The organism is Methanosarcina barkeri MS (assembly GCF_000970025.1).
In the GTDB taxonomy this organism is placed as follows: domain Archaea; phylum Halobacteriota; class Methanosarcinia; order Methanosarcinales; family Methanosarcinaceae; genus Methanosarcina; species Methanosarcina barkeri.
In genome coordinates this window covers 1,201,886-1,214,680 of sequence record NZ_CP009528.1, presented here as the reverse complement: position 1 = coordinate 1,214,680, position 12,795 = coordinate 1,201,886, and the positions used below count along the sequence as shown (strand labels likewise).

The 12,795-nt window shown below is 40.6% G+C and carries 10 protein-coding genes and 2 pseudogenes; 6 read left to right on the top strand and 6 right to left on the bottom strand.

Translation table 11 applies throughout. From position 1 onward, the window contains the following. Positions 1 to 7: 7 nt before the first annotated feature. From MSBRM_RS18720 to sugE, 3 genes and pseudogenes are all read right to left on the bottom strand, one after another. Positions 8 to 532 (bottom strand): annotated as a pseudogene (locus tag MSBRM_RS18720) (class I SAM-dependent methyltransferase). A 322-nt stretch (positions 533 to 854) separates the two neighbouring features. Further along, the gene (locus tag MSBRM_RS04990; protein WP_230629249.1) at positions 855 to 1,745 is read right to left on the bottom strand and encodes an SDH family Clp fold serine proteinase; all 891 of its coding nucleotides are present in this window, start codon (positions 1,743 to 1,745) and stop codon (positions 855 to 857) included. 192 nt (positions 1,746 to 1,937) lie between these two features. After that, on the bottom strand, positions 1,938 to 2,255 hold the full coding sequence (sugE, locus tag MSBRM_RS04985) for a quaternary ammonium compound efflux SMR transporter SugE (protein ID WP_048119312.1): 318 nt from the start codon (positions 2,253 to 2,255) through the stop codon (positions 1,938 to 1,940). 514 nt (positions 2,256 to 2,769) lie between these two features. On the opposite strand from sugE, the gene MSBRM_RS04980 reads away from it, so the two are divergent. Beyond that, the gene (locus tag MSBRM_RS04980) at positions 2,770 to 3,858 is read left to right on the top strand and encodes a radical SAM protein (RefSeq protein WP_048154867.1); all 1,089 of its coding nucleotides are present in this window, start codon (positions 2,770 to 2,772) and stop codon (positions 3,856 to 3,858) included. A 206-nt stretch (positions 3,859 to 4,064) separates the two neighbouring features. On the opposite strand, the gene MSBRM_RS04975 is transcribed toward MSBRM_RS04980, so the two are convergent. Beyond that, on the bottom strand, positions 4,065 to 4,805 hold the full coding sequence (locus MSBRM_RS04975) for a class I SAM-dependent methyltransferase (protein ID WP_080941515.1): 741 nt from the start codon (positions 4,803 to 4,805) through the stop codon (positions 4,065 to 4,067). 551 nt (positions 4,806 to 5,356) lie between these two features. Between MSBRM_RS04975 and mtbC the strand changes: the two genes are divergently transcribed. The 5 genes and pseudogenes from mtbC to MSBRM_RS04945 all read left to right on the top strand — a co-directional run bounded on the left by mtbC (position 5,357) and on the right by MSBRM_RS04945 (position 10,160). Further along, positions 5,357 to 6,001 (top strand): dimethylamine corrinoid protein MtbC, encoded by a 645-nt coding sequence (gene mtbC / locus MSBRM_RS04970; protein WP_048123111.1) that lies wholly within the window; start codon positions 5,357 to 5,359, stop codon positions 5,999 to 6,001. Positions 6,002 to 6,064: 63 nt separating this feature from the next. Continuing rightward, a pseudogene (mtbB, locus tag MSBRM_RS04965) lies at positions 6,065 to 7,468 on the top strand ([dimethylamine--corrinoid protein] Co-methyltransferase). 27 nt (positions 7,469 to 7,495) lie between these two features. Then, positions 7,496 to 8,053, top strand: a complete 558-nt coding sequence (locus MSBRM_RS04955) for an amino acid permease (protein WP_048156826.1) — start codon at positions 7,496 to 7,498, stop codon at positions 8,051 to 8,053. Between the two features lie 84 nt (positions 8,054 to 8,137). Beyond that, complete coding sequence (locus MSBRM_RS04950) at positions 8,138 to 9,130, top strand: IS701 family transposase (protein ID WP_048155834.1); 993 nt, start codon at positions 8,138 to 8,140, stop codon at positions 9,128 to 9,130. Positions 9,131 to 9,161: 31 nt separating this feature from the next. Continuing rightward, positions 9,162 to 10,160, top strand: coding sequence for an APC family permease (locus MSBRM_RS04945; protein WP_080943677.1), 999 nt, complete (start codon positions 9,162 to 9,164; stop codon positions 10,158 to 10,160). Positions 10,161 to 10,348: 188 nt separating this feature from the next. Here MSBRM_RS04945 and MSBRM_RS04940 read toward each other — a convergent pair whose 3' ends face one another. Further along, positions 10,349 to 11,620 (bottom strand): ATP-binding protein, encoded by a 1,272-nt coding sequence (locus tag MSBRM_RS04940; protein WP_230669054.1) that lies wholly within the window; start codon positions 11,618 to 11,620, stop codon positions 10,349 to 10,351. A gap of 357 nt (positions 11,621 to 11,977) precedes the next feature. After that, on the bottom strand, positions 11,978 to 12,175 hold the full coding sequence (locus MSBRM_RS04935; protein ID WP_048119321.1) for a hypothetical protein: 198 nt from the start codon (positions 12,173 to 12,175) through the stop codon (positions 11,978 to 11,980). Positions 12,176 to 12,795 lie beyond the last annotated feature (620 nt).

Sequence of the window (12,795 nt, the reverse complement as noted above, 5' to 3'; positions counted from 1 at the left end):
GATTCATTTAAGATCTTTTGGAATTCTCTTTACATATTTTGGAAAGGACTACTTCAATTGGCAAACCCCATGCGAAAATTTCAACTGAGTCAAGAACAGGAAAACAGGACTCTTCTAGAGTTTTCCGGACAAAAATCGGTCTGCAGTCGACAAAAGTTGGAAATTTTCTGTGGGCCCATTCGTAGAGCTTTATCATCAGAGTAGGGTCATCTTTCTGGTTCATGGCAACAACACAGAGCCTTCCGTCTTTTTTAAGTACTCTCAGGCATTCCTTCAATACCTCAGGGATCTCAGGAGTGGCAAAAAACTCAAGGGTAAAGCTCATGAAGATAGCGTTAAAGAAACTGCCCGAGAAAGGAAGCTTAATAGCATCTCCACATACAAGTTATACCCTTCCTGAAAAACAAGTTTTTTCGACCTTCGATTGAGTAATGTTACACATTCCTTCCAAGATATCAATTCCGTAGACTCTTCCCGAATTTCCGACAGCTCGGGCAATTTCGAGGATACACTGTCCCGTGCCAAAGCCTATTTCAAGAATAATTTATCCCGGAGCGACATTCAGTTTATGCATCCCGGCATCTCTGAAATTTATTTCAAAAGGGCCGGCAAAGAAGTCTTACCATTTGCTCAGTCTGTCATAAGTTTTTTTAGCTGACTGTTTTGACCGGGTAACTCTACTGACATTCATTTGAAGCCCTTCTAGTTCCGGACCTTTCTTCAAGCCTCGAACCTTCTAACGCCAAAAATTTATTATGTATGAAAGTTCCCATATTGAAACTTTATTTATACAGAAAAGTTCTGATGTCTGATCTTCCTCGCTCTTATCTTCCTCCATTTTTATCTTCTTCCGTTTATGAAGAACTTGATTCCACATATTCCACACTCTTTTTTACAGGCTTGAAAAGTTTCATAAATTCATGCACGTCCTCCGGAAAATCCGTACTGACAGCAAGCCCTATTTCTTTTGCCTCGCCGGCTGAGAGTGGAGTGCTGTGGATCATTTCTCCGCTGACCAATTTTTCGACCACTTCATCGAGCCTGCTTTCCCCAGCCGGGCCTGGCTGGATTTTGCCTTCAAGAAGCTCTTTTGCAACATTTCTGGTGAATTTGAGGGCTTTTCTTGAGATATCACTCATAACAAGGGTGATATCATCGGACTTTTCCTTTTTTGTTTCTGCAGCATATATCCATGAGGGAGCAGGGTACATCCCACGAATAAAGTCTCCTATCTGGGGATCGATTGGTCCGATAACCGCATCCTTATCCATCACGATTTCATTTGCTGCAAGGGCGATAATTGTGCCTCCTGACATCGAATAGTGAGGGATAATTACTTTCGTGTTTTTCGGGTGCCGCCGCAGGGCGCGTGCAATCTGGATACTGGAATGGAGCTGACCGCCAGGCGTGTGCAGGATCAGCTCAAGCGGGTAATCCTTGTATTTTCTTATCCAGCGCAGGATCTGCTCGGCGTCTTCCTCATCTATGTACTGGTAGGCAGGCAGCCCGAAAAGAGAGATTGCCTCCCGTCTGTGAATCATAGTGAGCACCTTGCAGCCGTGGCTCTTTTCCATAGTTTTCAGTTTTGCCATGCGCCGCAACCGGATTTGTTTTAGCTGCGACTGCGGGTAGATTATTGCATAAAGAAACAGAAGTACAAACAGAAGGGACATCAAATCCCAGAGACTAATTGTCGTGCTGTCAAGCGTAACCAGAATATTCCCCCAAAAGTCTCCCGCGGGCACCGCACCTTTAAAGCTAATTTTTGACCACTTGATCAAAAGGTAAGAAAAATCGGAACTGAAACAGCCCTCGGGTTTAATCCCATGATAAATTGTCTTGCAGGTTTTTAATTTTTGGCCCCCGACTGCAGAAAAAAGGTCTCCTTCCAGTAGTACAGGAAAAGACCTGAAAAAGAACAGGAATTCTGCAAATGGTTATGGAGAAATTATTTTGAGCCCGATTATCCCTGAGAATATAAGAATAATGCAGAAAGCCCTGGCAAAATCCATGGGTTCATTAAAGAGCAGGACACCAAGAATCGTAGTGCCTATAATCCCGATTCCGGTCCAGATTGCATAGCCGGTTCCTATTGGCAGAGTCTTCAGGGACTGGGAAAGAAAATAGAAGCTAAGAAACATGCACACGACGGTAAGAATGCTTGGATAAAGCCTCGTGAAACCTTCTGTATATTTCAGCCCGATTGCCCAGGCTGCTTCAAAAAGACCTGCAATAAAAAGGAAAAACCATTCCATTTTTGTTCCCAACCTGCTTATGTAAATATTTAGAGTTACCGTAAGGATAAAAGTCAAAAAGTGTAAAAAGCCTTTTTCTTCTTATAACCTTGCTTGCAAAAAGCCTGGAAAAGACTATTCGTTTCTAAAAAATACAATAATGAATAGTAAACTCAGATTAAATAAACCAGCAAGAGCAGAAATTAAAAATCAAAAATTATAAATCTGGACTGAAAATCTGAATTAAAAGTCTGGACTGGAAATCAAAACTGAAAATCTGAATTAAAAGTCTGGACTGAAAATCAAAACTGAAAATCAAAACTGAAAATCAAAACTGAAAATCAAAACTGAAAATCAAAACTGAAAATCAAAACTGAAAATCAAAACTGAAAATCAAAACTGAAAATCAAAACTGAAAATCAAAACTAAAAACCAGAACTAAAAACCAGAACTAAAAACCAGAACCGGATATTAAAATTGAAACCCGGAAGAAACGAACAATAAGCCTTTAACCCATGTGGAATAATATTTCAGTATGGCAGCTTCGAAGTACCTGAAACGTTACTTCAAGGTGCAGAGAGATGAAATGCCTGCCTTTTTTAAGATAACCGAAAGAATTCCGGTCCAGTTTGATCCAGGCATGCAGCTTGAAGAACTCAGGAAAATTCATGGTAATGAGATCGAAAAGTACCGAAAACTCAAAGAAGACCTTGAACTAGAAGCCGCGGAAGCCCTTGACTATAAAAATGCAAATGACAGGCTAGCATTTTTTACCAGAAGCTTTCTGGAACTTCCAAAAGCCAGTCCCTCTCTTCTTGACCTTAAAGTTGAGATTGTGGGCAAAATGCTGGAAAAATGCCAGTGCTGCGGTTGGCGCTGTGAGGTTAACAGGAAAGCTGGCGAAAAAGGCTTCTGCAGGCTTACAGACCTTTCAAATTACGCTTCTGAGTTCCTGCACATGGGAGAAGAGCCTGAGCTTGTACCATCTCACACGATCTTTTTTACAGGCTGTACTTTTGCCTGTGTTTACTGCCAGAACTGGGATATTTCAACCTGTCCTGACACCGGAATTCGAATTGAGCCAAAGAAACTTGCAAAACTGATCAGCCTTCGGAGAATGCATGGGGCAAGAAACGTAAATTTCGTTACCCCGACTCCGCACGCTCATACTGTCCTTAAAATAGTCCGGAAAATCTCTGTAAATACGCCTGTGGTATGGAACTCAAATATGTATCATTCCCCGGAAATTGCAGAAATCCTCGAAGGGGTTGTAGACGTTTACCTTGGAGATTTCAAGTACGGAAACGATATATGCGCCAGGAAATACTCAAAAATAAAAAATTACCTGGAAATCGTGCAACCAAATTTCGAATTCGCCTACAAAACCTCAGAAATTCTCCTTCGCCATCTTGTCCTGCCGGGCCATCTGGAATGCTGTACAAGGCCGATTGCCGAATGGGTTGCAAAAAATATCCCGCAAATCAGGTTCAATCTCATGTTCCAGTACAGGCCATGCTATCGGGCTATGGAGTATCCAGAGATTGGACGCCGCTTGACTCCGGAAGAAGAGGCTAAGGCGATCGATATTGTGAGAGAGGCAGGGATTGAAGATTTACTTGTCTGATAAAGATAATACTGGTCTAATATAGAATACTGGTCTAATATAGAATACTGGTCTAATATAGAATACTGGTCTAATATAGAATACTGGTCTAATATAGAATACTGATCTGATCACAGCATAAATGACACAGTATTATTAGACATAGTTCGACTATTAGACAAACTTGGCCTGTTATTAGGTGAAGTTTAATTCCAGTGCATTCCCGCTTAAGTCCGAAACATTATTGCATGATACTTATATTCGTAGTACATTGATTGTATATAGCGCATCTCAAAACCGTGTTTGTTTGCAATTTTCTGGATTTTATAAGGATTATGAGTAAAACCGTAAATGTTTCTCGGACGGTTTTTTAAGGCCGCCAATATTGAATTCTGAAAATCACAACTCATTCTGTACAAAGCTTTTAAAAGCCCTGCATTCGGTGCAAATACTCCTAACTTCCACAATGGGTATAATCGCGGGTCCAGTATGTCAAAAAAGACCATTTTACCATCTGAATTGAGATGTTCTGATGCTTTGGCAATAAAGGCGTCAATTTCTTGAAAAGATAAGTACTGGATTACTCCGGCTGCAGTTATTCGATCAAAGGTTGAGTCCAGGTTTTCCCAGAGTATTTCATGATCAGCAAGAATAAGATCAATGTTATTACATTTTCTTTCCCTAATTCTTTTACTTGCTTCGCCAAGCATGGATGGGGAAAAATCCACTCCTAAAAGCTGTTCATATTCAAGAGCATAGTAGGTAAGGAGTTCTGCAGAGCCGCAACCGAAGTCAAGAAGCGTTTTGCCTCCGTCAAGGTGGAATAATTTTTCCCTGGCTTCCATAGCAAGAAACTCCTCAGATGAATATCTGTGCCCCCCGTGTGTTTTATCTTTAAAAAAATTTTCCCAAGCATTCTTTGGCTTTGTATGCGTTTTTTCCATCTTTGCTCTACTTTCTACTTCCATACCCCTTCCCCTTAGTATAATTTTTACTTTATAGAATTATGTGAGTTGTTTTAGGTAAATATGTTATTCATCAATTACATTAATTTGTAATGAAGTAACCAGAGACTTCCAATTAGTATGAATAGAAAAATAGCGTATTCTGTTTTCTTCCAGAAAGACTCTCCAGGTCCCCTTATCTTAAGGACAGTACACTATTTTCTTCACTCCCCTATAATACTCCTATTTTTGATAATGAAATATATACTTGATCTCTGGAAAGATAATGTCACTGAAGAATGCTAAGCTGAGGAGCTACAAACAGTATAAATTTCCGAAATTTCTAAGTATCAAAGATATTTTAGACATTTCGATGTTTTTAAAAAAGTGAAAGTCATATAAAATTTTTAACATGATTTTCACCATTTTTTAAATGTTTTCTTTATATTTTTGATATCTTATTATATACTTTTAGGAAGGTATATATAATAGTAATAGGAACTAACTTACCGTCTTCCGAGTAAATGACAGAAGAAAAATGTCAGTTATTTTCAGATAAAGAAGGGACAGAAAAAATGGCAGATACAGAAGGATTACTCCTCGAGATTGCTGATGCGGTAATCTCCTGTAAAAAAGATGCAGTGCTCGCAGCTGTCGAGAAAGCAAAAAAGGTCATGGAACCTGCTGAGATCATTGACAAAGGTCTTTCTGCAGGCATGAACCAGGTAGGAATTCTCTTTGAGAGAGGGAAACTTTTCCTGCCCCATGTAATGATGGCTGCTGATGCAATGACAGCAGGGGTTAAAGTGCTTGAAGCTGAACTTCCGGCAGGGACAGAGAGCAAGAAACTGGGAGTTATCGTAAACGGAACCGTCGAGGGCGACGTTCACGATATCGGCAAGTCAATAGTCTCTACTATGCTCCAGTCTTCTGGTTTTGAAGTTTATGATCTTGGCAGGGATGTGCCTACAAGGAATTTCGTAGAAAAGGCAAAGGCAGTTAATGCTGATATTATCGGAATTTCCGCCCTTATGACGACAACCCTTCAGGGGCAGAGAGATGTAATTGAACTCCTCAAGGAAGAAGGGCTCAGAGGCAAAGTAAAGGTTATGGTAGGCGGAGCCCCTGCAACCCAGTCCTGGGCTGACAAGATAGGTGCAGACTGCTATGCTGAAAACGCAAGCGAAGCCGTGGCAAAAGCAAAGGAAATGCTGCTATGAGCCTCAACTCTCAATAAAATCGACATAGTCTAAACTAAGTTTGTCAAAAGGAGAATTAAAAAAATGGCAACTGAATACGCTTTGAGAATGGGAGACGGAAAACGTGTCTACCTTACCAAAGAAAAAATAATGGAAGAGATCGAGGCCGGTACTGCAAACGCTGCTGACCTTGGAGAGATCCCTGACCTCAATGCCAATGAAATGGACAAGCTTGCAGAGATCCTCATGATGCCCGGCAAGACTGTTAGTGTCGAACAGGGTATGGAAATTCCTGTGACACACGACATCGGTACCATTAGACTTGACGGTGACCAGGGCAACAGTGGTGTTGGTATTCCTTCCAGCCGTTTAGTTGGCTGCATGACGCACGAGCGTGCTTTTGGTGCTGATACAATGGAACTCGGGCATATTGATTACAGTTTCAAGCCGGTAAAACCTGTCGTATCAAACGAGTGCCAGGCAATGGAAGTCTGCCAGCAGAACATGGTTATTCCACTGTTTTACGGTGCGATGCCCAATATGGGACTTTACTACACACCTGATGGACCTTTTGAGAACCCTGGCGACCTTATGAAGCTATTCAAGATTGACAAAGCAAAAGAATCTATGGAACACGCTGCCGAACACCTTACTAGAGACACTGTTTGGGTTATGCAGAAACTTTTTGCTTCAGGGGCCGATGGAGTTAACTTTGATACAACCGGCGCAGCAGGCGACGGAGATATGTACGGCACACTTTATGCAATCCAGGCCCTTAGAAAAGAGTTTTCTGATATGTATATTGAAGCCGGAATGGCTGGCGAGATGGTACTCGGTATGCACGGAGAACTGGAATATAATGGAGTACGGCTCGCAGGTTTATGGCCGCATGAACAGGCTCCGCTTGTTGCAAAAGCCGGAGCAAATGTATTTGGACCAGTATGCAACACCAATACCAGCAAGACCTCAGCCTGGAACCTTGCTCGTGCAGTTACTTTCATCAAGGCTGCCGTAGGAGCTTCTCCAATCCCCTGTCATGTAAATATGGGTATGGGAGTTGGCGGAATTCCCATGCTCGAAACACCTCCAATTGATGCGGTTACCAGAGCAAGCAAGGCAATGGTCGAAATCGCAGGCGTCGACGGCATATAGATCGGAGTCGGCGACCCAATGGGTATGCCGATTTCCCACATAATGGCTTCAGGTATGACTGGAATAAGAGCTGCAGGAGACCTGGTTGCAAGAATGGAGTTCTCAAAGAATATGCGCATAGGCGAGGCAAAAGAGTACGTTGCAAAGAAACTTGGGGTCGACAAGATGGACCTTGTAGATGAGCACGTTATGCGTGAACTGCGTGAGGAACTCGATATTGGTATTATAACGTCAGTACCAGGCGCTGCAAAAGGTATTGCTGCAAAGATGAACATCGAAAAGTTGCTCGGTATTAAGATTAATTCCTGCAACCTCTTCAGAAAGCAGATTGCCTGAAAAAAGGAGTTGGAAGAAGGCGATTTTATGGACAATCATAATAATCCTGCTAATCATCAAAATCACACTCAAATAGATTGGAAATCTGCAGAAGAGTGCAGCAGGGCAAACTGCGAGCTAAAAGAACTTAAGAGAAGCATTGACTGGAAACAGGGACTTGCAATAGCCCTTGGTGTTCCTTTATTGATTCTGCCTTCCATAGGCTACCTCACCAATTATGTCTGGGCTTTTTCAATAATAATATGGGGCTTAACCGTTCTTCTAGGTTTTTTCCAGAATATTTCGTTCGGAGAGCTTGCAACTGTTTTACCCAAGGCTTCAGGACTACCAGGTTATACCCAGATTGTTTTTGGTTCGAATACAGGTAACAACACAAGCGAAAAATCCAGGCTGATGGGAAAATTCATAGGAGGTTTCAGTGCCTGGAGTTACTGGTTAGGCTGGAGCCCGGTAATTGGAATCTATGCGATCCTGATAGGGGATTATCTCCACGGACTGCTTCCTATCTTTAGCGTTATTCCCCAGACCTTTTTCAACCTGATAGTCGGAGCGCTTGTATTTGGGTACATGATCATTATAAACTAGGACTTACGCAGTTAAAATGCCGAAAACTTGATATCTTTATAAATATACTTATGGCTTAGTGTTTCTCTAAAAACGTACGGAGTTATGGACATAAATCCACCTAAGTGTACCGACATTGACTACATTAATTTTCTCATTGCGGCTTCTAACGTTTTTAGCTGTACTGAAGCTGCTAGATGTTATCCAGACATAGCTAATGCTCCTTCTCATGATGCTTTTACTCGTTGCCTTCAAAGGCAACCTCCAGACACGGAAGCACTATGGGAGGAAGTAAAAAGTTATGTCAAGCTTAAGGGAGGATACCTAATTGTTGATGATTCAACATTAGATAAACCATACGCAGAAGAAATTGCTTTTGTTCGTCGTATGTGGAGTGGAAAACATCATCGTACTGTAAAGGGAATAGGCCTGGTTACCTTAGTTTGGACTGACGGTACAACCGTTATACCTATCGATTTTCGAATTTATAACATCGATGTAGACGACAAAACAAAGAATGACCATTTCCGTGATATGCTTGACAAGGCCGAAGAACGTGGTTTTAATCCCAAATTCGTTTTATTTGATACATGGTATGCAAGTGTGAAAAACCTTAAAGCCATTAGACAGAAAGAGTGGCATTTCCTTACAAGATTGAAAAATAATCGTTTGGTAAATCCTGACAACAAGGGAAATGTGCCACTTGAAACAGTAGATATTCCTCCAAAAGGACGTGTGGTTCACCTCAAAGCATATGGATTTGTAAAGGTGTTTAGGATAGTTTCAAAAAATGGAGACACGCAACACTGGGTTACAGATGTGCAAGAGATGGATGAAGCAAAACGTGAAGATTTGGCAAAGAAGTCATGGAAAATTGAGGAATATCATAGGGGAATAAAACAGTTCTGTGGTGTCGAAAAATGTCAGGCAAGAAAGGAAGAATCACAAAGAGCACATATAATGTTCTCATTAAGAGCTTTTCTTAGACTGGAATTACAAAGAATCAAAAGTGGAATATCCTGGTTTGAAAGTGCTATGAAAATTAGAAGAGTGGCAGTGACAGAATACTTAAGGAATCCCCAATACACGTTAAATTAATTCAAATATTTGAAAGTTTGGAAAAAACAATATGCTAGGAGCCAACTGCGTAACTCCTATAAACTCCAAAGGGCTCAAAAACGGAGCAAAACTTGGGTATATTCTAGCTGTGGTATCCCTGTTGCCCCTGGTTGTTATCACCCTTGCTCCATTCTTTACTGGAGACTTCCAACTTACCAATATTACAGGAGCCTGGCTGCCCCAGGACTGGAGCTGGGATCTGAAGCATATCTTAATTATTCTAGGGCTTTTCGCAATGGCCGAATGGAGTGCTGTTGCCTGGGAAAGCGCAGCAATATTTGGGCCAGAGTATAAGAACCCAAATACAGATACACCAAAAGCTCTGCTTGTCTGCGGCCTGATTTGCCTTGTGCTCTATGTGCTTGTCCAGACCTCGGTTATAGGGGCTCTCGGAGTTAAAGGCGTACTTGCAGACCCTATCTCTCCGATGCTTCCCCTTGCAAAACTTTCTTTAGGCCCTATTGGAGGCTCGATTGCGATTCTCATGCTGGTTGCAGCTATGATCCTGATCATCCAGACCGCCTTTTTATCCTCGGCAAGGTCGATATATTCAATGGCAATTGAAGGTAATCTTCCATCTATCTTTGGAAAACTGAACGCTAACGGGAACCCTGTGAATGCGATGATCGCAGATGGTCTCTTTAACATGTGTCTGATCCTTCTTGGAAGTCCGACTGCAATTCTCTCAGCTTCTGCAGTTGGATACATTGTCGCAAATGGGATGAGTCTCTTTGCCTATGTAAAATCGAAAAAGGATCCTGAATTTTCAAAACTGGAAAGACCCTTCAAAGCTCCCCGTGGCTGGACTGAGATAGCTCTTGCAACCGGAATTCTGAACATCCCCTTCTTCCTTATTGGGATAATATATATCAGCACTCTGGAAAGCGGGTGGATTGCCACAGCAGTTGGTTTTGTTGTGCTCCTCCTGTATGTGCCTATATGGAGCCACTTACAGAAAAACGAACTAAAGACTGCAAAGAAGCAAGAAGCCGTTCTTCTAGCGGAGTGAGTTATCCCAGTGTGACACCATTGTGCTTAAAATTTCAGAAGATAGAACCTTTCAGGTTCTTCTTTTTATTAGCTGAAATATATGAGAATTTCATAGAAGGACATGGACGCAAATTTATAATTTTAACATCATATCGCTTCAGGATAGGCTTGATAAATAATAAATAGCAGTGCCCTTCTTTTTGCTCTTCATTTTCTGTATTCCAGCATCCATTTCCACACTGATTTAACCATGATTATTTTTTTTCCATCTTTGCTGTCAGCTATGATGATCTCTTCCTCGTCCATTGTCAGGATAAGCCCTTCTTCAAGGCCGTACTCATCAAGGGCTTCCGTAAGACCCAGAATTTCTCTTTCCCTCACTACAGGGTTTCCGAAGCAAACCGAGACCTGAATTGCCGCCGAAACGTTCTGGCTGTCTTTTTCCTTAGTAACAAAATCACATTCTCTTTTGTTCCGGAAGTAGAATACCTGTTTTTCCCTTCTCAGCAGTTCAAGGAACACAAGGTTCTCAAATCTCAGCCCAAGGCTGTCAGGATAACCGGGATATACTGCTTTGAAAATTCCAGTATCACCTGAATAAATCTTACGGGGAATGTCTTTTTCCTTCCCGCTTTCCTGGAGGTTGTTGTGTTTTGGGACCCTATACAGTAAGAAAATGTCTTCTAGATAGTCCAGATAGGTGTCTACAAGTTCCTCGCTCTCGAGTCCACTAACTTTTTTCAGGGTATCGGAGGAGTATTCCGAAGCCATGTTCGAAATCAGGAATACGGCAATCTTTTTTAACTTCTGGATATCATACCCGGCTGCAGCCCCTTTTTGCAGCTCTTCTTCAAAATATTTTCGGGACAGACTTATATCATTGTTTTTTATTACATCTGGGAAACCACCGTTTTCGAAATACTGGAAAAACATACATAACAGTTCATCACTGCTTGAAGGCGTTAGAAAGTTCGGCTCTGCTATTCTATTACCTTTAATCTGCAGGTATTCCCTAAAAGAGAACGGAAAAAGCCTTAAAATTTTAGATCTTCCTGAAAACCTGGAAGAAAACTCATTTATTAATTTTGATCTCGATGAAGTTAGATAAATTTCTGCTCCCTGCCTGTGAAGCCTGTCAACCCAGTTTTCCCAGCCCTGAAGATTCTGGATTTCATCAAAAAAATAGAAAACTCGTCCTGCTCCGTCTTCAGTTTCTTTTTTACGGATTTCGGCTGCAGTCTCCTCAATAGCCTGTAAATCTCCAGGTCCCAACGCCCGTACCTGACTATCTTCAAAATCAATATAAATTTTTACTCCAACCAGGTTACTGGCAACCTGACTCATGAAGGTGGTTTTACCTGCATGAGTGGGTCCGGAGATGAGTTTAATTTCACTGTCTCCCATGAAACAGCAGGTGAAAATATCTCTGGAGATTAAGTCTGGAGCATTTTGAAAAAAATTATGATGACTGCAGATCATAGATAGGGGCTCTAATGTTTGTCTGTTGTCAAAATTTTGCATGTTATCAAAATAATTTGTGATATGAAATTATATAGTTTTTCTGGCGCTAATAAGTTCTGAACCCACTAATAACCTGAGAACATAAAACTGGAAAATTTACAAAAACAAAGGAGATCTTTGCAGGCTCGTGGACTTAAATTTTTCGTTAGCAGAGAGCTCTTTATATAAACGCCTTCATAATTAAGGTGTCAATTTAATGGGATTAAAAAAAATTAATAGAAACATATAAATAATTGAGCTAGTATAACCCACTTATAAGTAAGAATCAGATCAGCAGGTAAAGATTAGTTTTCTTTTTTAAGTTTTTCTGGAATTTTATTCGTTTTTTGGTTCATAAACTATTTTTGTCTTACCGCAGCGCATACATACGAAATACTTTTCTCTTACATTTGAAGAATAAATATTCAAGCCGCCGCTTCTTTTCCATTTATGCAGACCTATAAGGCATAAAATGTTTTTTCTTTTAGACTTTCCGGAAACCTGATATGGAGCTCTGGAGCTCAATAATTTCACTCCTGCATGATCTTCTGGAATTTAAAACGAATCGAGTATATAAATGGGATAAAAATAGATCTTATCTGATATAGGGATTTTTATCTCTCTGGGCTGACAAAACCTTCCACAACAATAAACCGGTATCGTTTTTAGTGCTCAGAGATGAAACGAATTATAAAAATGTTCATATTTTAGCCCATTTTTCGCAGATGTCTGATAAATTACACTATTTTCCTGATTGTTTTTTCCAAATTTCCATGAAAGAATATGTGTTTTATCCCTAAATTATTTAGCTTTTTAAATTTTTTTATTTTGGTTATATGTTTATAATACAGCTGACCCACTATTTTACTCCAACTTCTAACTTGTTTTATTTTACATGATTATTTCACAATACCAAAACAGAATTGAAACTTGCTTAACGTTTAACTTTTTGCGCCGTTTGCTGTTGTATCGTGTATATTGAACTTTCAAATGGTTTTGAATTTGCGAAATTATTTCAGGATATAACATAGGACTTACGTAGTTGAACTGAAGAATCAGCAGTATTAAACCGTTAAATGTCTAAAGCATGACTTTAATCCACAATCTTTGACGTAATTGATTTTGGTCCTCAAGTGCGTAAGTCCTATAACAGA

Bases quoted from the DNA above. Each gene is read 5' to 3' on its own strand.
- MSBRM_RS04940 (WP_230669054.1), bottom strand. From the start codon at position 11,620: ATGATCTGCAGTCATCATAATTTTTTTCAAAATGCTCCAGACTTAATC.
- MSBRM_RS04945 (WP_080943677.1), top strand. From the start codon at position 9,162: ATGCTAGGAGCCAACTGCGTAACTCCTATAAACTCCAAAGGGCTCAAA.
- mtbC (WP_048123111.1), top strand. From the start codon at position 5,357: ATGGCAGATACAGAAGGATTACTCCTCGAGATTGCTGATGCGGTAATC.
- sugE (WP_048119312.1), bottom strand. From the start codon at position 2,255: ATGGAATGGTTTTTCCTTTTTATTGCAGGTCTTTTTGAAGCAGCCTGG.
- MSBRM_RS04950 (WP_048155834.1), top strand. From the start codon at position 8,138: ATGGACATAAATCCACCTAAGTGTACCGACATTGACTACATTAATTTT.
- MSBRM_RS04975 (WP_080941515.1), bottom strand. From the start codon at position 4,805: ATGGAAGTAGAAAGTAGAGCAAAGATGGAAAAAACGCATACAAAGCCA.
- MSBRM_RS04955 (WP_048156826.1), top strand. From the start codon at position 7,496: ATGGACAATCATAATAATCCTGCTAATCATCAAAATCACACTCAAATA.
- MSBRM_RS04980 (WP_048154867.1), top strand. From the start codon at position 2,770: ATGGCAGCTTCGAAGTACCTGAAACGTTACTTCAAGGTGCAGAGAGAT.